Raw genomic sequence first — 20,407 nt, forward strand, 5'->3', positions numbered from 1 at the left:
ACAAGCCGCCTTCGACATCCCCACGGAGGAAGCGGTGGCCGCGCTCCGAAGAGCGGCTAACTCTTAATTTAGTAATTAATATTGACGCGCACCGATGACCGCTGCAAGATCCTGGCAACCACCCCGTAGGCGAGCGGGCGTTGACTGGTCCGAAGAACGACCGCCGTACCTTCCCCTGGGCTGCGGTACCTCAGACTCACGACCGGGACTGTTCGGCACGCCTGATCGGACAGCGAAGGATCCGATGTGAAACGAAGACTCACCGTCCTCCTGGCTCTCCTGGCCGGCTTGCTGGTCGTCCCGACATCCGCCCGGGCCGTCCCCCCGGCCGCCAGTGTCGCCGCCTCCGCGTCGGCGTCTCAGCAAGTGCTGAGCCCGACGCCGTACATGGGCTGGAACACCTACTACGCGCTCGGCGGCGATCCGACCGAGGCGGAGGTCAAGTCGATAGCCGACTTCCTGGTGAGCAGCGGTCTGCGCGACGCCGGCTACCAGTACGTGTGGATCGACGGCAACTGGGCGGCACCGACCCCGCGAAGCTCGGCCGGCGACCTGGTGCCCAACCCCGACCAGTTCCCGAACGGGCTGAAGCCGCTGGTCGACTACATCCACTCCAAGGGCCTCAAGGCGGGCATCTACACCGACGCCGGCCCGTACATCCCGGGCAAGTGCGGGCTCGGCAGCCACGGCTACTACCAGCGCGACGCGAACCAGTTCGCCGCCTGGAAGTTCGACGCGGTCAAGGTGGACTACCTCTGCGGCATCGCCGCGGACCTCGACCCGAAGACCGTCTACACCGAGTTCGCGCAGGCGTTGCGGAACAACGCCAGCGGGCGCCCCATGATCTTCAACCTCTGCAACCCGGTGACCTCGCCGGACTGGGGCAACTACCCGGAGGAGCAGCAGTCGACGTACTCCTGGTCCTACGCGCCGGCGATCGCGCAGTCCTGGCGGACGTACACGGATGTCGGTTTCGTCGGTGAGATCAAGTTCAAGGACGTGCTGCGGAACTACGACGCGAACGCGCGGCACCCCGAGGCCGCCGGGCCGGGGCACTTCAACGACCCGGACTACCTCGGACCCGAACTCGGCATGAACGACGAGGAGTTCCGTACGCAGATGACGCTCTGGTCGGCGGCGGCCGCGCCGCTGGTGATCGGCAGCGACGTCCGCAAGCTCAGCAAGACCTCGCTCGGCATCCTCTCGGACCGCGATGTCCTCGCGATCAACCAGGACTCCGCAGGCGTCCAGGCCGTCCGGGTCGGCCCCGCCGGGACGAAGGAGACCTGGGTGAAGCGGCTGGCCAACGGTGACCGTGCCGTGGTGCTGCTGAACCGCGGCGACAGCCCGGCGACCCTGACCACGAAGGCGTCGTCGGTCGGGCTGTCCGGGGATCGGTTCACCCTGAAGAACGCCTGGACCAACCAGGTCACCGAGAGCGCCGGCACCATCAGTGCCGCCGTCCCGGCCCACGGCGCGGCTCTGTTCCGGGTCAGTCGGGCGACGGGCCGGCCGGGTGTTCCGCACGTCGTCGCCGGCCTTCCGCAGGTGACGAAGGTCGGTGGCGACGCGGTGCCCGCAGGGGTCGCCCCGGTGGTCGCCGGCGGTGACGAGGCCCGGGTCGAGGTCACCGTCCGCAACGACGGTGCGCGGCCGGTCTTTTCGCCGCGGGTCGAACTCGCCGTGCCCACCGGCTGGACAGCCCGTCCGGTCGGTAAGGCGCCGAAGCTGCTGACGCCCGACAGCTCCGCGACCCTGGCCTTCACGGTGACCCTGCCGGCCACGGCAACGCCGGGCAGCAGCACCCTGACCGCCACCACCTCGTACGAGGTGACCGGCAAGGGACGGCTGCGGCAGGAGACGGCCACGCCGCTGGTCGTGGCACCGGCGCCGCCGGACGGCGGCGTCGTCCTGTCGCACCACGACTGGATCAGCGCCACCAGCGGGTGGATGAGCCCGACGGTCGACCGGAGCGTGGGCGGCTGGACGCCGATCAGCATGCTCGGCCAGGAGTACCCGACCGGCCTCGGGGTCGCCTCGCCCTCCACGGTCCGGTACTACCTCGGCGACCGGTGCACCCGGCTGACCACGACCGTCGGCATCGACGACGCGGTACGCAACGTCGGCCCGGAGGGCGGCACTTCCACCTTCCAGGTGATCGGTGACGGCCGGGTGCTGTTCGACAGCGGTGTGCTGGGCCGCGACGACGTCCGGCAGGCCGACATCGACCTGTCCGGCGTCCGGGTGCTCGACCTGGTGGTCGGCGACGGCGGTGACGGCGGCTACAACGACCGCGCCAACTGGGCCGGCCTGAACGCCACCTGCTGATCCGAATCGGCCGCACCCACGTGTGATGTCACACGTGGGTGCGGCCGATTCCGTAATGGCTACAGATCCCTCCCCGGCGACCGAGCGCATCCCCCCGCGCCCTGCTGGTCGCCCGTCAGGGACCCTTCGCCGCCTGACTTCAGGACGGCGTTGTCATGGTCACCCAGACAACGTTGCCACCCGTGAGCTTCGACCGGTCGACACCCCAGCTGCCGGCGATGGCCTGCACGAGTAACAGTCCGCGGCCGCTCTCGTCCTCGGGGCCCGGCTCGCACGTGGGCAGGCTCCGGGCGACGTGGCCATGATCGTGGACCTCCAGCCGCAGACAGGTGGCCGCGACGAGCCCTATGCCGCACAGGATCCGTGCGCTGTGTGTGTGACGTACGGCGTTGGTGACCAGCTCGGACACCAGCAGTACGGCGTCGGCGGCCAGGTCGACGGGCAGCCGCCAGGCGGTCAGGCCCTTGCCCGCGAAGCCTCGGGCGACTCTCACACTGGAGCGATGGGCCGGGAGTTCGAGCCAGCGGGTGCGCTCCGGGTCGGCGACGTCCAGGAGCTGAGGGGGGTGCATCGTGTGGGGGGACACGGTGGTTCGCCTTCCATCGGTGAGCGTGCGCAGTCAGATGACGGGAAGGTGAGCAACGGGCCCGCCGGAAAGGGGTGTTCCGGACCGTGCCCCGAGACTCGGACGCCCTTGGCCAGCCAACTCACATGCGTGCAGCGCCTGTTGGCCCTACAGCGTGGACGTTCGCCAGGGTCGTTCACTCAACTCACTATGCTCCCAGTGGAGTTCATGCTGCAAGCCACTGCCTGATAATTTCAGCGAGCCGGTATCGGTCTGGTGGCATCACCAAGTACCTGTCAGACTGCTGCTGATGACAGTCCTTCAGGAGGTCCGGGTGTGAGTGAGGTCCGTTCGAGCGCGGGCGCCAGTGCACCCACCGTGCTGCGCATGATCCTCGGCCGACGGCTGCTCGACATGCGTGAGGACGCGGGCATGTCACTGGACGACGCGGCGAAGGCGCTGCGTGTGACGCCGTTGACGATCCGCCGTCTGGAGAAGGCGGAGGTCAGCCTCAAGCCTCTCTACGTCGAGAAGCTGCTGCAGACCTACGGGGCCGAGCAGCAGGAGGTCGACGAGTTCGTCGACCTCGCCGAGCAGGCCAACGAACCGGGCTGGTGGCACGCGTACCGCGATGTCGTGCCTTCCTGGTTCAGCGCGTACGTCAGCCTGGAGACCGGCGCCAAGACACTGCGCACCTACGAGCCGCACTACGTCACGGGGTTACTCCAGACCCACGGGTACGCCCGTGCGGTCCTGCAGGGCGGCTTCCCCAATGACGATCCGGAGGACCTGGAGCGCAGGGTGGATCTGCGTCTGCGTCGCCAGAGCCTGCTGGACAAGCCCGACGCCCCCACGCTGTGGGTGGTCATGGAGGAAGCGGTGCTGCACCGGACGGTGGGCGGCGCCCAGGTGATGCGTGAGCAGATCGATCGGCTCCTGGAGGTATCGGAGCTGAGCCATGTGAGCGTGGACATCGTGCCGTTCACCGCGGGCGCCCATGTAGGGGCATGTGCGCCGTTCACGTACTTCCGTTTCGAGGAGCCGGAGCTGCCCGACGTCGTCTACAGCGAGATCCTGTCCGCCTCGATGTACCTGGACCAGCGGTCCGATGTCGTCGCACATCTCGAGGCGCACAACCGGATGTCGCTGCTCACCTCGTCGGCGGACAGCAGGGGCCTCTTGAATCGCATGCGCAAGGAGTATTCATGACCGTCACCGACGAACCGTTCTCCTTCTACAACGGCATGCCCGCCTCGGATCTGGGCGACCAGGGCTGGGAGAGCCCGTGGAGCGGTCCCAACGGGGGCCAGTGCGTCCAGACGAAGCAGCTCGCGGACGGCCGTATCGCGTTGCGGCAGTCGACGGACCCCACCGGCCCCGCGCTGATCTACACCCCGCAGGAGATGGCGGCGTTCGTCGCCGGCGTCAAGAAGGGGATGGCCGATCATCTGACGGCCTGCTGAGCCAGGATCCGAGTGGGAAGGCCGCCGGCAGACCCTGGCCGTGACCCGCCCGGCATGACACGGACACCATTGAAGGGAACAGAATGAGCACCCCCCACGCCGCTCGGGACATCGACACCAGCAGGCCGCACTCCGCTCGGATGTACGACTACTACCTGGGCGGCAAGGACCACTTCGAGATCGACCGGAAGGCGGCCGAGACCGTCGCCGACGCCTATCCCGGCATCTTCGTGTGTGCCCGGGAGAACCGGGCCTTCATGCACCGGGCCACCAGGGTCCTCGCCACCGAGCACGGCATCCGGCAGTGGCTCGACATCGGCACCGGCATTCCCACCGAGCCGAACCTGCACCAGGTCGCGCAGACCGTGGTTCCCGACGCCCGCGTGGTCTACGCCGACAATGACCCCCTCGTCCTCAAGTACGCCGAGCGCCTCATGCGCAGTACGCCCCAGGGGCGCACCACCTACATCGAGGCGGACGTCAACGACCCGCAGGCTCTCGTCAACGCCCCCGAGCTGGCCGAGGTCCTGGACCTGACCAAGCCGGTCGCGCTGTCCCTCAACGCCCTGATGCACTTCGTCACGGACTCCCAGGACCCGTACGGCATCGTCGGCAACCTGCTCGACGTCCTCCCCTCGGGCAGCGCACTGGCCCTGAGCCACTGCACACCGGACTTCGATCCGGAGACCTGGCAGAAGGTCACCGACATCTACAACGGAGCCGGTACGCCGGTGCAGTTCCGTTCCCAGAAGGACGTGGCCCGCTTCTTCGACGGGCTCGACCTGCTGGAGCCCGGCGTCACCGTCGGCCACCGCTGGCGCCCCGAGGCCGCGCCCCAGGGGGCCGCCAGGACGGAGTCCGTGACGGACGCCCAGGTCAGCCTGTGGACCGGGGTGGGCATCAAGCCGTGACGGAGGCCGGGGCTCACGCCCCGGCCGACGAGGTACCGGCAGCGATCCGGCCGACGACGGCTGAGGCCAGGCGCGGGTCCTCAGCCAGCCACGCGATCAGTTGGTCCCGGACGGCCGCCGCGACGGATTCGCGGACCTCGGCATTGCCCAGGAAGTCGCGTGTGGCGCCTTCGAACTCGGGGCGGTCGAGTTTCACCGAGACGACGGCGGTCAGGCCGTCGAACAGCCGGTCCGGTCCGAGATCGGTGTCGGTCTTCGTCAGCAATCGCCGCTCCCGCGCGAAGGCGTTGATCGCTGCCGCCACTCCGTCGCGGAGGCCCACCATGTGCGATCCGCCGCAGCGGGTGGGCATGCTGTTCGCGAAGCCGTGGACGCCACCTGCGAGGGTGTCGCTCCACATCATGGCGACCTCGACACACCCGGCGATCTGCGGGTCCTCGTACTCGAAGCCGAAGACGTCCGTCCCATCGATTGGCCCCGTCCGGGCCGCGATGGCGGCGACGAAGTCCCTGGCACCGCCCGGGAAAACGAACCGTTCCGACCGTGACCCGCTTGACGGGCGCCTGTCGGTCAGGGAGATGGCGAGGCCACGGTTCAGGAAGGCCAGTGTTCTGAAACGCTCGGCCAGCGCGTCGAACGAGCACTGTGCCGTGCCGAAGATGTCGGCGTCGGGCCGGAACGCGATGACGGTTCCGGTTTCCGTCGTGGGCCCCTGGGGCGAGGGCGGGCCGACCGCGGCACCACGGTCGTAGCGCTGTACCCAGCGCACCCCTTCGCGCCGGACCTCTCCCGTCAGATGGCTCGACAGGGCGTTGGTGACGAAGGGTCCCATGCCGAAAAGGCCTACCCCCACGAAGTCGCGGCTGTCGCCCCGCGGTCCGGCGTGCATCCGAGTCAGCAGTTCTTCCAGACTTGGGTCGCCGGTATGCCCGGCGGCCTCGACAGGAATCCCTGGTCCGTCGATGGCGACCCGCACGCTGCCGTCGGATTCCAGCGTGACGTCGACGTGTTCGGCGCGACCGGCCAGGACCTCGTTGACCGCCCAGTCGGACACCTCGAACACGGTGTTGTGCAGACCGGGCTCACGGGTCGAGCCCACGTACATCCCCGGCCGTTTCCGGATGGCCTCCCGCCCCTCCAGCACCTGAATGTGGGCGGCGGTGTACTGGCTCGCGGCGTCACTCATGAGGCCCCCTCCAATGGGTGTCCGGCAGACCCCCAGCTTAGGCCGATGAGCGCAAAACACCAGGTCAGAGCTATCGAGCCGAGGGCATGGACGGCCGAGTGGCGGCCTGCCGGGAGTCGGGCGGTCCGGGGACCGCGAATGCCGGTCGGAGGATGTCGGGGGTCCCGTCAAGCGCGCCCCCGAGCCCATTTCCGGCCGCCTTGAGGGCTCCGATTCAGGCTCAAGAGCCCGACAGCCGCCGTGTCACGACGGTGCTGAGGGTGCGTATGCCGTGCGTCGAGGCCGGGTCGATACCGGTGAGTTCAGCGACCCGGCGCAGGCGGTAGTCCAGGGTGCGCGGGTGGACGTTGAGGGCCGCCGCTGCCGCGCCGCGGTTCATGTCGTGGCGGTAGTAGGCATCGAGCGTGGTCACTAGGTCCGGGCCCGGTTCGAGGTTCCGGGCCACCGTGTGGAGCCAGGCGTCGATGAACGGCACGTCGGCGACCGCGAGTTCGACGAACACGTCCGCCACGGTGTACGGCCGTAATCGGCGGGAGGGCTTCCCCAGCGGGGCCGACTTGCTGATCCGGCGGGCACGTTCGAGGGCGGCAGGGAGTTCGTCGAGGGGTGCGGTGGCGGTGCCGGCAGCGCAAGGGCGGCCGATCGCCTCGGCGAAGTCACCGACGAGGTCCGCTACGGCTTCGGGTGCGGAGGGCAGCCGTAGGGCCTCGTCGGCACAGGGAACGACGGCGATCAGCTCACCGCCCCTCGTGCCGTTCTCCGGGTACCAGACGGCGGGCACCCGGTGTGTCTTCACGAGCGCCTCGATCTCGACGTCGAGATCACGGTCGCCCAGGGGACGGTCCGGTACGCGGATCACCGTGACGGCGCAGAATTCGGGGAGTTGAAGGTCGAGCGCCTCGGCGAGGTCCGCGGCCATGGGGTCGCCGGTGAGCAGTGACCTGGCGAGCAGGGCGACCTGCTCGACGTAGGGCAGACGGCGGCGCAGCACTGTCACGAATCCCTGTCGGTAGGCGACGATTCCGCGGTCGCCCTGCGGGGCGAACCAGGTCATCACCTGCATGAGTTCCTCGACTTCGCCGCCGCGCAGGTTCTCGGCCGCCTCGTGGATGTCGCGCAGCATGAGCGTGGTGTGCAGCTGGAGTACCTGTTGTCGTGAATCCGAGGACATTCCGGCATCGGCCCGTACCTCGCCGATGGCGGCGATGTAGCAGAGGTCGTCGTCGGTCAGTTCGCTGTTGTCCGGAGACAGTTCGATCGTGCGGCGCCGCAGCCACACCGAGTATTCCATCGTCTCGGCCTTGGCCCGGGGCTTCGTTTCCCACGACCGGAACTCCGGAATCTCGCGCAGATACGTCTCGACCTCCCGGCAGGCGTTGGTCGGCGCCTGCCGGGCCAGTTCGGCGAAGAGGCTCCCCATGGGCGGGAGCCTGCCATCGCAGGTGAGCGGGTCGACAGACGAAATCCGGACTCGATTTATCACTTCGCGTGAATCGACACTCTTTGCGCCACCCGAGTATTTGTCATGATGCGCAAAGTTCTCGGATCAAGACGGTGTTGTACCCAGATCCGGTTGTGGAGCTGCGGTGAAGGCGGCTAAATAGGAGTCACCAATGCGCCGAAATTCGCATTCGCAGAGATCCTCATCGCGTGTGCAATTTCCTTCGATGGCATTCGATCGAACGGGAGGGGAACACTGATGAAAGCAGGAATCAGAAAGAGACTCGCGGCGGCGGCCGCGGTCCTGTCCGTCTCCGCGGCACTGCTGGTGAGCGCACCCGGCAACGGTTCGGCAGCCTCCGCCACACCCAGCCTGCGTGCCTTCGGGATCACCGGCGACGGCACCCTGATGGCCACCTTCACCACCGACCGGCCGAACGTGCTCGACTGGGTCAGGGTCGTCACCGGCCTCAGCGGCGACACCAAGCTCCTCGCCCTCGACCACCGCGTCCAGAACGGCCTACTGTACGGCCTCGGCGACAAGGGCGGCATCTACACGATCAAGACGCCGCCGCAGACCTCCGACGTGGTGGTCACCAAGGTCTCCCAGCTCCAAGTCGCTCTGTACGGAACCAACTTCGGCTTCGACTTCAACCCGGCGGCCGACCGGATCCGGGTCGTCAGCGACAACGGGCAGAACCTGCGGCACAACCTCAATGACCACACCACGGTCGAGGACACCACCCTGACCACCCCGCCGCTGACCGGGCCGACGCGGGGCGTCACGGCGTCCGGCTACACGAACAACGACCTCGTCGCGTCGACCGGAACGCTCCTGTACGGCATCGACACGACCACGGACAACCTCGTCCTCCAGGCGCCGGCCAACAACGGCACACTGACGACGGTCGGATCCCTCGGCTTCGACGCTCAGCCCAACGCGGGCCTGGACATCTTCAGCTACCTGACCAACGGCAAGACGACGTCGGTCGCCGCGTTCGCCTCGCTCACCCCGTACGGCGCGAGCAGCCCGACGCTGTACAGCATCAACCTCGTCACCGGTGAACCGACCCCGATTCTCCAATTCCCGCTCAACATCACGTCTTTGGCGATCACCCTCACCGGAAGCTGACCCTCACGGACTCGCGCAGCAGCGGCCCGCCGGACATCCGATGCCCGGCGGGCCGCACGTCGTCGTTCTCCTGAACGGCTTCAGGGCCCGCGGGTGCCGCTCGGCCAGGCCATGGCTCCCCCACGGGGCATTCGATCCCTCCCCGCCGTGCGCTCGGGAAATGAACTGATATGAATGCATCGCGTGCAGTACAGGACCGCGTGCATCACGGCGGTGTAGGTCGCCCGCAGCCACGGTGTACCGCCCCTGCGGTCCGAGCAGCGCCCGGAGAGGTTCATGAGACGTCTGGATCCCACCGATCCGCCGGCCATCGGCGGCTACCCCCTGTTGGCGAGACTGGGCGCCGGCGGCATGGGGCAGGTGTTCCTCTCCCGCACGGCATCGGGTCGTCCACTGGCGCTCAAGACCGTGCGCACCGAGTTCGGCCTGGACCCCGGGTTCGAGCAGCGGTTCGCCCGCGAGATCGCCAGCAGCGACCAGGTGCGCTCGCCGTGGACGGTGTCGGTCGTCGACTTCAGCCCGGCCGGGCAGCGGCCGCAATGGCTGGCCACGGAGTACGTGGCCGCCCCCTCCCTCGCCGACTGGGTGGCGTCCGACGGCCCGCTGCCCGAGGCCGCCGTCCGGGCGCTCGCGGTGGAACTCGCCGAGGGGCTGCGGGACGTGCACCGGGCGGGGCTCGCGCATCGGGACGTGAAGCCGTCCAACGTGCTGCTCGCCCGCCGCCGTCCGCTCCTCATCGACTTCGGAATCGCCCGAGCCGCGGACGACACCCGCCACACGAGCACCGGCGGCGTCATCGGCTCCCCCGGTTACATGGCGCCCGAGCAGGTCACCGGCGGGATATCGGCCGAGCCCGGCGACATCTTCGCGCTGGGCGCGGTCCTGGTGTACGCCGCCACGGGGAGCGGGCCCTTCCTCCACCCGGGTGAGGATCCGTCCGCCGCGCAACTGCTCTATCGCATCGCGCACGAGAAGCCCGTGCTCGACGGCGTTCCGGAGGCACTCGCGCCGCTGCTGGCGGCTTGCCTGGAGAAGTCACCGGAAGCCCGTCCCACCGCGGGGGCGCTGCTGGAGAGGCTTGAGGCGGGGCACGGCATATGGGCCTCGGCGCGGCCGGCGCGTCTGGAGGCGGACATCGCCGTACGGGAAGCCGAGTTGGCGGAGCTGCTGGAGCGCTCGGCGCCGCTCCAGTCTGAGCCACCATCAGCGCCGAGCCCGGCACCGGAGAGTGGGTTCGGGCCGGCGGCCGGATCTGGGCCGGCGGCTGGGTTCGGTCCTCCGACCGCGTACGGCTCGCCGATCGCGTACGGTCCTCCTCCCGCCCTGGCGCCGGGTCCCGTCCCCGGCTCTGTGCCCCTCGCCACGTCCGGGGCCGGTTCCGCGACCGGCTGGCCATCGGCGCGCGTATGGGCTGCCGCCGTGGTCGCGGGCGCCGTGATAGCCGGGGCGGTCGTAGCGGCGCTGGCATGGTCCGACGGCACGAAAGACGAGGCGGACGGGAACGGTCGTACCTCACCGCCCGCCTCGACGTCTCCCTCCCCCACCGCTGCCGGGAATGCCCTGCCCGGGACCTGGGTGGGCACTTGGAAGGGAACCGGCCCCGGGAGCCCCGCCGGCGACGGAATCGTCAACGCGCGCACGTCCAAGGTGACCGTGACCGTCACCCTTCACGCCGCGGACCGGGGCGAGATCGTGGGCAGGCAGGTCAGTCACGTGACCGAGGACGGCACGGGCCGGGACCTCGGGTGCACCGAGACGCTGAGTCTGCGTGAGACACACGGAACTTCCATGGTCTTCGAGGCGGTCTCGAGCGCGCCAACGGACCCTTCCGCAGGCGTGGTGTGCGTACGAGGCAACCTCTACACCTTGGCGAAGACCGGCGCCGACACCTTGACGCTGGGCAACGAGGGCAGCCAGACGAACGGATCGCCCTCCCGGCTGACCCGCTCCTCCTGACATCTGCGCTCAGCCGCAGGTACGTCACAGCCGCCGGATGGCGTGGTGGGTCCCGTCAGGTCTCGCTGCGGACGACGGTCACCGAGCAGTGTGCGTGGTGCAGCAGGGCCTGACTCACCGAGCCCAGGAGCAGCCCGGCGAAGCCGCCGCGCCCCCTGGCTCCGACGACCATGAGCTGGGCACTCCTGCTCGCCTCGATCAGCGTCTCGCGAGGTTCGCCGCTCAGCACCTGCTGTCTGACCACCACGTCCGGATACTTCTCCGCGTGCCCGGCCAGGGCCTGGGCCAGCAGCCGCTCGGCGCTCTCGACACCCGTGCCGGCCGGGGCGTAGTCCGGCAGCCATGCGTGTACGGCAAGAATCTCCGCTTTGCGCAACGCCGCTTCGGCGAAAGCGAACTCCACCGCTCTCTCGCCCTTGGGCGAGCCGTCGACAGCCACTACGACAGGCCCCGCGTCGGCCGACTCCCCGCGAATCACCATCACCGGACATCTGGTGTGGGCGGCCAGTGACACAGCCGTCGAGCCCAGAAGCATCTCGACGACACCGCCGGCTCCCCGTGCACCGACGACGACCAGGTCCGCGGCTCGCGACTCGGCGCCGAGCACGGCCACCGCGCTGCCCGGCACGACCGCCTCGGTGACCTCCGCCTCGGGCGCCACGGCACGGGCGTGATCCGCCGCCTCACGAACCAGATCATCGAGCGGTGCCGGATCCGGATGCGAGTACATCGGCCTGCCCGACCGGCTGAAGGCATGCACCACGCGTAGTCCCGCGCCACGCCACCGTGCCTCCCGGGCGGCCGCCTCCACCGCGGCCTGGCACGACGACGAGCCGTCCACCCCAACGACGACGAGCTTCCCCACCGGACCTCCTCCATCACCGGAACCCAACCCTCACGCCGGTCCCAGCCTCACCCCGGCGACACGTTGCTGCCACTTGGCCATTCCCCCACGTGCTGATCCGCCGCAGGTCAGCCGGTGTATCGCTGTCCGGTCGGTCGCAGCGAGGCGGCCCTGGTCCGGCACCCCGGGCACTGGGACCCACCGCGCGGGCAGCCGTAAATTCGTTTGCCGTTGTCCCCGGTGAACGCTGCACTGTGCCCGGACACCACAAGTCGTGGTGCCGGTACGTCGAGGAGGCAGCAGCGGCAATGGAGATTCGTTCCACGACCGACGAGGACCGTGACGTCTTCGTCGATACGGTCCATGCCGCGTTCGGGCGCTTTGCGGAAACCCCGATCGAGGGCGGTGGGCTGTGGTGGTCGGCGCTCGAGTTCGACCGCTGTCTGCTCGCCCTGGCGGCGGACGGTCGGCCCGTCGGAACCGCTGCCGCGCACTCCTTCGAACTCACCCTGCCCGGTGGGAGGCTCGTTCCGGCCGCCGGGGTGACCGCCGTCGGCGTCCTGCCGTCCCATCGGCGCCAGGGCGTGCTCAGCGCGATGATGCGGCATCAGCTCGCTGAGCTGCGGGCCCGCGGCGAGATCCTGTCCGTGCTGTTGGCCTCCGAGGCTCCGATCTACGGCCGGTTCGGCTACGGACCGGCGACCTACACGGCGCGGCTGACGGTGCCGCGCCACCAGGCCGCCCTCGCCGTCCCCCGGGCTCGCCAGGCGTCCGACGCGGCGGTGAGCGGCTCGGACGACGGCTCGGTCGAGGTGCTGCGGCGCGCCGAGTGCGGCGAGACTCTGGAAGCGGTCTACGACCGGTACCGCCGTGCCCAGCCAGGCGCACTGTCCCGACCGCATCGCTGGTGGGCCCTGCGGGCGGGCCAGCCCCCGATATCGCCGGCGCCGCGCTATGTCGCCGTTCACCGCGACGCCCACGGCGTCCCGGACGGGTACGCCAGCTACTCGATCGGCGAGGGCAACGCCTTGACGGTCGACGAGACCATCGCCGCCGACGACGCCGGCTTCGCGGCCCTGGCACGGTTCGCGCTCGGTCATGACCTGGTCTCCCGGGTCGTGTTCAAGCACGTCCCGGCCGAGCACCCGCTTCGTTGGCAGCTCGCGGACTTCCGCGCCGGCGAGGTGAGCGGCGACACCGACTGGCTCTGGGTGCGGCTGCTGGACGTCCCGCGTGCCCTGACCGCGCGCGGATGGTTCACGGACGGCGAGCTCGTCCTCGACGTCGAGGATCCGTTCCTCGGCGAGCGGAACCGCTACCTGTTGATGGTCCGGGACGGAAAGGCGGACTGCGTCCCGACGGACCGAGAGCCCGACCTGTCCCTCGACATGCGCGACCTGGGCTCGATCTACCTCGGTGGCACCGCCCCGAGCACGCTCGTGCGCGCCGGACACATCCAGGCCCACCGTCCTGACGGCGCCACCCTCGCGGACACCTTCTTCCGCGCCGAGCGGTCCCCACATTGCCTGCACTGGTTCTGACCGCCGCGCTCAGCACCGTGATCACGTGGGCTCGCGGCGGATCGTCTCCGTGAAGGCGTTGTCAGTGGCTTCTGCCAACATGCGCGCATGGCCTCAACTGACGACCTGATGCCCCTCCCTGACGACCAGTCGCGTTCCCATCTTCTTGATCTGGTCGGTGCCATCGAGCCGTGGGACGAGCTGGAGCGCACGCATCTGGACACCGCCACTCGGTGGATCGCCGGCGGAGCCCCGATCTACCGGGTGCGCAAGCCTGATGTTCCGGCCATGCATTTGGTGAGCTACTTCGTCGTCCTCGACGGAACGCACGGCCGGCTGCTGCTCGTCGCCCACCGCAAGGCGGGTCTGTGGCTGCCGGCCGGAGGACACGTCGAGCCCGATGAGGATCCATGGGCCGCCGTGGTCCGCGAATGCCAGGAGGAGCTGGGCATCGAGGCCGTGGCGTCGCCGATCGCCGGTGAGCGCCCCTTCTTCCTCACGGTCACCCGAACCCGGGGGCATGGCACGCACACCGACGTCTCGCTCTGGTACGTCATCGACGCCGACGCCCGCGCCATCACCTCGTACGACCGACGCGAGTTCGATGCAATCCGGTGGATGACCGACGACCAGGTCCTCGACGAGTCGGCCGAGGTGCTCGACCCCCACATGCACCGCTTCACTCACAAGCTGCGGCACGCGCGAGCCAAGGCGCAGTAGGGGTAGCCCGCGTGCCAGGGCGCTCTGGTTGTCCGACCGGTCAACCAGAGCGCCCAAAGGAAGGAGCCGGGGCGGGGTACCGCCCCCACGCCCGATCAGCGGGTGGCGAGGAACTCCAGCGTGTCGATCACCCGGTTCGAGAAGCCCCACTCGTTGTCGTACCACGCGACCACCTTGACGTGGCGGCCGTCGACGCGGGTGAGGGCCGAGTCGAAGATCGACGAGGCGGGATTGCCCACGATGTCGGAGGAGACCAGCGGGTCGTCCGAGTACTCGAGGACACCGGCGAGCGGCCCCTCCGCCGCGGCGCGGTATGCCGCCAGCACGTCGTCGAGCGTCACGTCACGGGCGACGGTCGTGTTGAGTTCGACGATCGAGCCCACCGGCACCGGTACGCGGATCGAGTCGCCGGACAGCTTGCCGTCGAGGTTGGGCAGCACCAGGCCGATCGCCTTGGCGGCGCCGGTCGTGGTCGGCACGATGTTGACGCCGGCGGCCCGGGCGCGACGGGCGTCGCGGTGCGGACCGTCCTGGAGGTTCTGCTCCTGCGTGTAGGCGTGCACCGTCGTCATGAAGCCGTGCTCGATGCCGGCGAGGTCGTCGAGGACCTTGGCCAGCGGCGCGAGGGCGTTGGTGGTGCAGGAGGCGTTCGAGACGATCGTGTGCAGGTCCGCGTCGTAGGCGTCGGTGTTGACCCCGAAGGCGAGCGTGACGTCGGCGCCGTCGGAGGGCGCGCTGACGAGTACCTTCTTCGCGCCCGCGTCGAGGTGGGCGCGGGCGGCCTTCGCCGAGGTGAAGCGGCCCGTGGCTTCGAGGACGATGTCGACGCCGAGTTCGGCCCACGGCAGCTGCGCCGGCTCACGCTCGGCCAGGACCTTGATGCGCCGGCCATCGACGACGAGGGTGTCCCCGTCAACGGTCACCGGGCGCCCGAGGCGGCCTGCCGTGCTGTCGTAGGCGAGCAGCCGGGCGAGCGTGTCGGGCTCCGTGAGGTCGTTTACGGCGACGATCTCCAGGGCGCTGTCGCGTTCGAGCAGTGCGCGCAGCACGTTGCGTCCGATGCGGCCGAATCCGTTGATGGCGATGCGAGTCATGTGTGGTGTCCCTTCCCTTCACCACCAGGTTCGTCCGCGGCGGACGCCGCTGACAGTGGCGACATCGCCATGGTTCAAAAGGATCCCGCCACAGGGGGCCGGAAGGGGTTACTCGCCGCGGGTGAAGGTGCGCCGGTACTCGCTCGGTGTGGTGCCGAGGATGCGCTGGAAGTGCAGGCGCAGGTTCGCGCCGGTGCCGAGCCCGACGTCGGCGGCGATCTGTTCCACGCTGCGCTCCGACCGCTCCAGCAGTTCGCGGGCCAGGTCGATGCGGGCGCGCATCACCCACTGCATCGGCGTGTAGCCGGTCTCATCCACGAAGCGCCGGGAGAACGTGCGCGGCGAGACCCCCGCCTGCCGCGCCAGCGAGTCGAGGGTGAGGGGCTCGCCGAGGCGGTGCAACGCCCACTCGCGGGTGTCGGCGAACCGCTCGCCGAGCGGCTCGGGGACGCTGCGCGGCACGTACTGGGCCTGGCCGCCGCTGCGGTAGGGGGCCGCGACCAGACGCCGGGCCGCGTGGTTGGAGGCGGCCACTCCGAGGTCGCCGCGCAGGATGTGCAGGCACAGGTCGATCCCGGAGGCGGCGCCTGCCGAGGTGAGCACGCTGCCCTCGTCGACGAACAGCACGTTCTCGTCGACCTGGACGAGCGGGTGCCTGGCCACGAGTGCCCGCGTGTAGTGCCAGTGCGTCGTGGCGCGCCTGCCGTCGAGCAGGCCGGTGGCGGCGAGCGCGAAGGCGCCGGTCGAGATGGCGGCGAGCCGCGCGCCCCGGTCGTGTGCTGCGATCAGTGCGTCGATGACGGCCCGCGGCGGGTCGTCACAGTCCGGGTGCCGGTAGCCGGGGACGAAGACGATGTCGGCCCACGCGAGCGCGTCGAGGCCGTGGTCGACGTAGTACGCCAGGCCGTCGCCGCCCGTCACAAGGCCGGGAGCCGCCCCGCACACCCGCACTTCGTACGGCATGCTCGCGCGGGTCGTGAAAACCTGCGCCGGAATTCCGACATCCAAGGGCTTGGCACCATCGAGCACGAGGACGGCGACGCGATGCAGGCGGGAGGCTGACACAGGAAGAGATTACGTGGGGCGTTACTTCGCAACGCCCTCTCACATCTCCGTCATTGCTATTGGTGGGGCGTCGCCTGACCCGCGGCGGGCCCCCGAGCCGTGTGACGTCCCAAGGGACCGCGTCCGCGAGAGCCCGACGAGGCGTCCGGTGCGCTCCAGCTGGCGAGGAGTGCCAGGGTCTGGGCGGAGGGGGAACCGGGCTCGGCCGTGTACAGGCAGAGGGTCTGGTCCGGGTCGGTGGCGAAGGTCAGCGCTTCGTGGTGCAGGGTCAGATCGCCGACCACGGCGTGATGGAACAGCTGGGCTCCGTTGCTGCAGTCGTCGAGACGGTGGCTTGCCCACCACGCGTTGAACTCCGGCACCTTGACGCATGCCTCGCCGATCAGCTCGTTGAGGCGGGCGTCGTCGGGGTGGCGCCCTGATGACAGGCGGAGGTTGGCCACGATGATCTGCGCGATCGACGCCCAGTTTCCGTACAGCTCCTTCGCGGCAGGGGCGAACAGAACGAAGCGGGCGAAGTTGCGCTCCCGAGCCGCCATGGCATCAAAGTCGGTAATGAGAGACCGGGCCAGATAATTCGAGGCCAGTACGTCCAGCCGGTGATTGACGATAAAGGCCGGTGAGACGCTGCCCAATACCTCCAGCATCTGATGCACTTCGGGGCGCACGCGTTGGGGTCGCATGTTCCCCCGCGGAGGATTGGCGCCTCGCGGGCGGGCGATGTGAAAGAGGTAGTCCCGTTCGACCGGGCCCAGACGCAATGCCCGGGCCACGGCATCCAGCACGCTCTCGGAGACCTTGGGATGCCGCCCCTGTTCCAAGCGGGCGTAGTAGTCGGCGCTCACGCCAGCCAGGTGCGCAACTTCCTCGCGGCGCAGACCCGGCACCCGGCGGGCACCACCGTTCGACGCCATACCGACCGACTCGGGAGTCAGGCGGGCACGGTGAGAGCGGAGGAAGTCTCCCAGCTCGGCGTTCTGGTCCATGCCTCCATTGTGTGCCCGCGGCGGCCGCGATCCGGCGATGAGGGTGGCCCAGCTGGACCTAGGTTCCGGTGGGCTCACGCCGTCGCCCCACCGCGTCACTCTGCGTGCCAGGCTCGATGGAACCCGGCCCGAACACGCCGTCCACCCCGACCACAACCAGGTCAAGGACGGTAAGCGGCGCAATGAGGCCGTTGATGCGCGCCGTACTGGCCGCCCCCTGTAAATGATGAGAAACCGGAGAAACGCATGACCACCTCAACGTCGAAGATCGTCTTGGTGACCGGAGCAAGCAGCGGAATCGGTGCGGCCACGGCCAGGGCCCTTGCGGGCACAGGACATCACGTCGTGCTGGGCGCCCGTCGGGTCGACCGCCTCGCCGAGGTCGTCGACCGCATCAAGGCTGCCGGCGGTTCCGCCGAGTACAGCGAGCTCGACGTGACGAGCCTCGACAGCATGAAGGCCTTCGTGAGCACCGCACACGAGCGGCACGGACGGATCGACGTCCTGGTCAACAACGCCGGTGTCATGCCGCTGTCGCCGCTGATCATGGAGCGGACCGAGGAATGGGACCGGATGATCGACGTCAACGTGCGCGGCGTCCTGCACGGAATCGCGGCGGCGCTTCCGCTGATGAAGGCTCAGGGTTCCGGCCACTTCATCAACATCGCCTCCACGCTCGGTCACGAGGTGGTCCCCACGGCCGCCGTGTACAGCGCGACGAAGTACGCCGTGCGCGCCATTTCGGAGGGTATTCGCAAGGAGAACAGCGATATCCGCGTGAGCATTGTGAGCCCGTCGTTCGTGGAGTCGGAATTGATCCAGGGAGGCGACCCCGGCACCATGGCGTGGGTTCAGGGACTGGCCGACAAGCTCGCGCTTCCCACGACCGCCGTCTCGGACGCCATCGTGTACGCCGTGAACCAGCCCGATCACGTGGACGTCAATGAGCTTGTGATCCGCTCAGTCCTCGACGCCGCCGCCTGATAGGAGCAGCAGGGGCAGCAGCTGGTTACGACGTGGCGGTTGCCACCGGTCAGCGTGATGGCAAGCGGGTTGCCTGCTGCATCGGTGATGACGTTGACGGCCTGGAATATGGGGTGCGGTCGGTTGAGCTGGGGTGATAGGCAAACCATGTGACAGAGAGTCTTGAGTTTTCCGCGCTGCTGCAACTGATCGACGAGCGGTCGGCCGCGTTCCGGAGTGCGGTTGCCGCCGCGCCCGGCCTTGACGCGCCGGTGCCGTCCTGCCCCGAGTGGACGCTTTTCGATCTGGTGCAGCACCTCGGTACGGGCCAGCGCTGGTGGGCCGCCATCGTCGCCGGAGGCCCGGCCGAGGCTCCGCCGGCCAAGGATGCCGCGCAGGCGCCGCGTGAGCTCGCGGCGCTGCTGGCCTGGTACGCCGAGTCGAACGAACTGCTGCTGAGCGCGCTGCGCGAGGCCGGCCCGGAGCGCGAGTGCTGGACGTGGTGGAGCGCCGGTGTGTCGCCGGCGAACGCCCGGGGCGTTGCCCGGCGCCGGGTGCACGAGGTGCTGGTGCACACCTACGACGCCCAGCTCGCCGCAGGCGCCGTACAGCCGATGCCGGCGGACGTCGCGATCGACGGCGTGGCCGAGTTCCTCGACACCTGCAACTCCACCCCGGCGGCCTGGCCGCACGAGGCCGCCACCATCCACTACCACGCCACCGAGGGCCGCTCCTGGCTCCTCACGCTGGACGACACCGGAGCCTGGCCCGCACCCCTCACGGCCGACGCCGCACCCGCCTCCGCTTCGGCCACGGGCACAGCCGAGCAGCTGCTCCTCTTCGTCTGGGGCCGCCTCACACTGAGCGACCTCAAGACCGAGGGCGACCAGCAGGTCTTCGAGCAGCTGATCGCCTGGGAGCCCGAGGAGTAGCCAGTCGAAACGACCCGCGGACGGCCTCGATGACGTCCGCATCGGTGAACCTCGCGAACCGCTCCGCATCCGCGCAGCTGACGACCAGTACGGCCGAGCCGACCGCGCGACCCGCCGTATCCCGTTGCAACGTCGGCTCGACGCCTGGTGCGGTAGGCCAGTGGTGCGGCACCTGCTACGCCGACTCGCGCAGCCGGAGTTCCGCCCTGATCACCAGTTCGTCCCGGCTGAGCGGGCTACTCGTGTTCAGCAGCCTCGCCGTCTGTTCCACTGCGAGCGCGCCGAGCCCGCGCGTGTCCAGGGCGACCGTGGACAGCGGCGGCTCGATGAGTGCTCCGAGCCGGAGGCCGTCGAAGCCGATCACCGCGAGGTCGTCAGGGACCTGCCGTCCCATTCGCCTTGCGCCGCGCAGTGCTCCGATGGCGATGATGTCGTTGAACGTGAACACGGCGGTCACTTCGGGGTGCCGGGCGAGAAGGTCCTTCAGCGCGCCCTCTCCGCCCTCGACACTCTGGTCCGCCCGGCTGACGGATCCGGCGTCCAGTCCGCACGCGGACATCGCGCTCACGAACCACTCGTGGCGGATGCTCGGCTCGGACCGGCCCGCGTGATCGAGCATTCCGATGTGCTGGTGGCCCGACTCGACCAGATGCCGGATCGCGGCGTGGACGCCTCCCTCTCCGTCGACCCGGATCGAGCTGAACCGTTCGGTGCGGTGCTCCCGGTCGATGAGCACCACGGGGAGCCCCCGCGTCAGCTTGTCGATCTCGTCCTCGGGCTGGCTCAGGTACCCCACTACGGCGTCCACCTGGGAGGCGATCACCTCGAGCGTGCCCCGCTCCTCCTCGATGCGGTCCCCGGTGTCGTACACGACGACGTGCCAGCCGCGCGCCCGTGCCGCGTCCAACGCGGCCGCGGCCACCTCGGTGAAGAAGGGGTTGAGGAGATCGGGGATCACGAGCCCGACGCTGATCGCGTCCTGGCGGACGAGCCCTCGGGCGAACCGGCTCGGCCGATAACCGAGCTCCAGGGCCGCGTCAAGAACGCGCTGCTTGGTGGCAGCGCCGATCTCGCCCTTGTCGTTGAGCGCACGCGACACGGTCTGCCGGGACACGCCGGCGATCCGCGCCACGTCATCGATCGTCACCCTGCGAGAGCCGGTTTCCGACGACGCCATCAATTACCTCCGTGTAGTGGTCGGGACGGCCTCGGTCGCAGGCGCACCGAGTATGCCGGGGCAGGAGCCACGGTGCGACCCTCGGGCGAGGCGCTCGACGCGGGCGCCCCGTGTGCGAGTCGGGA

General features: G+C 69.4%; 18 protein-coding genes. 10 read left to right on the forward strand and 8 right to left on the reverse strand.

The genetic code is table 11. From position 1 onward, the window contains the following. Positions 1-246 precede the first annotated feature (246 nt). Positions 247-2,328: an NPCBM/NEW2 domain-containing protein gene (locus tag CP983_RS00880; RefSeq protein ID WP_150498118.1), complete on the forward strand. Its 2,082-nt coding sequence runs from the start codon at positions 247-249 to the stop codon at positions 2,326-2,328. A 139-nt stretch (positions 2,329-2,467) separates the two neighbouring features. On the opposite strand, the gene CP983_RS00885 is transcribed toward CP983_RS00880, so the two are convergent. Further along, complete coding sequence (locus CP983_RS00885) at positions 2,468-2,914, reverse strand: ATP-binding protein (RefSeq protein WP_229914597.1); 447 nt, start codon at positions 2,912-2,914, stop codon at positions 2,468-2,470. Between the two features lie 315 nt (positions 2,915-3,229). Between CP983_RS00885 and CP983_RS00890 the strand changes: the two genes are divergently transcribed. The 3 genes from CP983_RS00890 to CP983_RS00900 all read left to right on the forward strand — a co-directional run bounded on the left by CP983_RS00890 (position 3,230) and on the right by CP983_RS00900 (position 5,267). Next, positions 3,230-4,102 (forward strand): helix-turn-helix domain-containing protein, encoded by an 873-nt coding sequence (locus tag CP983_RS00890; protein WP_107910831.1) that lies wholly within the window; start codon positions 3,230-3,232, stop codon positions 4,100-4,102. Then, positions 4,099-4,356, forward strand: a complete 258-nt coding sequence (locus CP983_RS00895) for a DUF397 domain-containing protein (RefSeq protein ID WP_107910828.1) — start codon at positions 4,099-4,101, stop codon at positions 4,354-4,356. Before CP983_RS00890 ends, CP983_RS00895 begins: the two co-directional genes overlap by 4 nt. A gap of 83 nt (positions 4,357-4,439) precedes the next feature. Further along, a complete protein-coding gene (locus CP983_RS00900) occupies positions 4,440-5,267 on the forward strand; it encodes an SAM-dependent methyltransferase (protein WP_150498119.1) in 828 nt (275 codons plus the stop codon). Between the two features lie 13 nt (positions 5,268-5,280). Here CP983_RS00900 and CP983_RS00905 read toward each other — a convergent pair whose 3' ends face one another. Both CP983_RS00905 and CP983_RS00910 read right to left on the reverse strand, forming a co-directional pair. Continuing rightward, positions 5,281-6,453, reverse strand: a complete 1,173-nt coding sequence (locus tag CP983_RS00905) for a DNA topoisomerase subunit B (protein ID WP_150498120.1) — start codon at positions 6,451-6,453, stop codon at positions 5,281-5,283. A 220-nt stretch (positions 6,454-6,673) separates the two neighbouring features. Further along, positions 6,674-7,873 carry a PucR family transcriptional regulator gene (locus CP983_RS00910; RefSeq protein WP_150498121.1) on the reverse strand — a complete coding sequence of 400 codons (1,200 nt, stop codon included), beginning with the start codon at positions 7,871-7,873 and terminating at the stop codon, positions 6,674-6,676. Positions 7,874-8,152: 279 nt separating this feature from the next. Here CP983_RS00910 and CP983_RS00915 point away from each other — a divergent pair, with 279 nt between their 5' ends. Together CP983_RS00915 and CP983_RS00920 are read left to right on the forward strand one after the other, a co-directional pair. Further along, positions 8,153-9,025: a DUF4394 domain-containing protein gene (locus tag CP983_RS00915; RefSeq protein ID WP_150498122.1), complete on the forward strand. Its 873-nt coding sequence runs from the start codon at positions 8,153-8,155 to the stop codon at positions 9,023-9,025. A 276-nt stretch (positions 9,026-9,301) separates the two neighbouring features. Next, positions 9,302-10,981, forward strand: coding sequence for a serine/threonine-protein kinase (locus CP983_RS00920; protein ID WP_150498123.1), 1,680 nt, complete (start codon positions 9,302-9,304; stop codon positions 10,979-10,981). A 55-nt stretch (positions 10,982-11,036) separates the two neighbouring features. Here CP983_RS00920 and CP983_RS00925 read toward each other — a convergent pair whose 3' ends face one another. Then, positions 11,037-11,846: a universal stress protein gene (locus tag CP983_RS00925; RefSeq protein ID WP_150498124.1), complete on the reverse strand. Its 810-nt coding sequence runs from the start codon at positions 11,844-11,846 to the stop codon at positions 11,037-11,039. Positions 11,847-12,133: 287 nt separating this feature from the next. Here CP983_RS00925 and CP983_RS00930 point away from each other — a divergent pair, with 287 nt between their 5' ends. After that, positions 12,134-13,366: a GNAT family N-acetyltransferase gene (locus tag CP983_RS00930; RefSeq protein ID WP_150498125.1), complete on the forward strand. Its 1,233-nt coding sequence runs from the start codon at positions 12,134-12,136 to the stop codon at positions 13,364-13,366. Between the two features lie 87 nt (positions 13,367-13,453). Further along, the gene (locus CP983_RS00935) at positions 13,454-14,065 is read left to right on the forward strand and encodes an NUDIX hydrolase (RefSeq protein WP_150498126.1); all 612 of its coding nucleotides are present in this window, start codon (positions 13,454-13,456) and stop codon (positions 14,063-14,065) included. A 95-nt stretch (positions 14,066-14,160) separates the two neighbouring features. On the opposite strand, the gene gap is transcribed toward CP983_RS00935, so the two are convergent. The 3 genes from gap to CP983_RS00950 form a co-directional block, all read right to left on the reverse strand. Beyond that, on the reverse strand, positions 14,161-15,159 hold the full coding sequence (gene gap / locus CP983_RS00940) for a type I glyceraldehyde-3-phosphate dehydrogenase (protein WP_150498127.1): 999 nt from the start codon (positions 15,157-15,159) through the stop codon (positions 14,161-14,163). 108 nt (positions 15,160-15,267) lie between these two features. Then, positions 15,268-16,224, reverse strand: coding sequence for a GlxA family transcriptional regulator (locus tag CP983_RS00945; protein WP_150498128.1), 957 nt, complete (start codon positions 16,222-16,224; stop codon positions 15,268-15,270). A gap of 56 nt (positions 16,225-16,280) precedes the next feature. Beyond that, positions 16,281-17,210, reverse strand: a complete 930-nt coding sequence (locus CP983_RS00950; RefSeq protein WP_150498129.1) for a helix-turn-helix transcriptional regulator — start codon at positions 17,208-17,210, stop codon at positions 16,281-16,283. Positions 17,211-17,456: 246 nt separating this feature from the next. Here CP983_RS00950 and CP983_RS00955 point away from each other — a divergent pair, with 246 nt between their 5' ends. Both CP983_RS00955 and CP983_RS00960 read left to right on the forward strand, forming a co-directional pair. After that, positions 17,457-18,194, forward strand: a complete 738-nt coding sequence (locus tag CP983_RS00955; RefSeq protein ID WP_150498130.1) for an SDR family oxidoreductase — start codon at positions 17,457-17,459, stop codon at positions 18,192-18,194. Between the two features lie 149 nt (positions 18,195-18,343). Then, entirely contained in the window at positions 18,344-19,105 is a 762-nt protein-coding gene (locus CP983_RS00960) for a maleylpyruvate isomerase family mycothiol-dependent enzyme (protein ID WP_150498131.1), read from the forward strand. A 175-nt stretch (positions 19,106-19,280) separates the two neighbouring features. Here the strand turns inward: CP983_RS00960 and CP983_RS00965 are convergent, their stop codons facing one another. After that, the gene (locus CP983_RS00965; RefSeq protein ID WP_125526301.1) at positions 19,281-20,282 is read right to left on the reverse strand and encodes a LacI family DNA-binding transcriptional regulator; all 1,002 of its coding nucleotides are present in this window, start codon (positions 20,280-20,282) and stop codon (positions 19,281-19,283) included. Positions 20,283-20,407 lie beyond the last annotated feature (125 nt).

Source organism: Streptomyces chartreusis (genome assembly GCF_008704715.1).
GTDB lineage: Bacteria > Actinomycetota > Actinomycetes > Streptomycetales > Streptomycetaceae > Streptomyces > Streptomyces chartreusis.

What these genes read in the sequence shown, in the direction of transcription:
- CP983_RS00895 (WP_107910828.1), top strand. Translation starts at nt 4,099, where the DNA reads ATGACCGTCACCGACGAACCGTTCTCCTTCTACAACGGCATGCCCGCC.
- CP983_RS00900 (WP_150498119.1), top strand. Translation starts at nt 4,440, where the DNA reads ATGAGCACCCCCCACGCCGCTCGGGACATCGACACCAGCAGGCCGCAC.
- CP983_RS00905 (WP_150498120.1), bottom strand. Translation starts at nt 6,453, where the DNA reads ATGAGTGACGCCGCGAGCCAGTACACCGCCGCCCACATTCAGGTGCTG.
- CP983_RS00910 (WP_150498121.1), bottom strand. Translation starts at nt 7,873, where the DNA reads ATGGGGAGCCTCTTCGCCGAACTGGCCCGGCAGGCGCCGACCAACGCC.
- CP983_RS00915 (WP_150498122.1), top strand. Translation starts at nt 8,153, where the DNA reads ATGAAAGCAGGAATCAGAAAGAGACTCGCGGCGGCGGCCGCGGTCCTG.
- CP983_RS00920 (WP_150498123.1), top strand. Translation starts at nt 9,302, where the DNA reads ATGAGACGTCTGGATCCCACCGATCCGCCGGCCATCGGCGGCTACCCC.
- CP983_RS00930 (WP_150498125.1), top strand. Translation starts at nt 12,134, where the DNA reads ATGGAGATTCGTTCCACGACCGACGAGGACCGTGACGTCTTCGTCGAT.
- CP983_RS00935 (WP_150498126.1), top strand. Translation starts at nt 13,454, where the DNA reads ATGGCCTCAACTGACGACCTGATGCCCCTCCCTGACGACCAGTCGCGT.
- gap (WP_150498127.1), bottom strand. Translation starts at nt 15,159, where the DNA reads ATGACTCGCATCGCCATCAACGGATTCGGCCGCATCGGACGCAACGTG.
- CP983_RS00950 (WP_150498129.1), bottom strand. Translation starts at nt 17,210, where the DNA reads ATGGACCAGAACGCCGAGCTGGGAGACTTCCTCCGCTCTCACCGTGCC.
- CP983_RS00955 (WP_150498130.1), top strand. Translation starts at nt 17,457, where the DNA reads ATGACCACCTCAACGTCGAAGATCGTCTTGGTGACCGGAGCAAGCAGC.
- CP983_RS00965 (WP_125526301.1), bottom strand. Translation starts at nt 20,282, where the DNA reads ATGGCGTCGTCGGAAACCGGCTCTCGCAGGGTGACGATCGATGACGTG.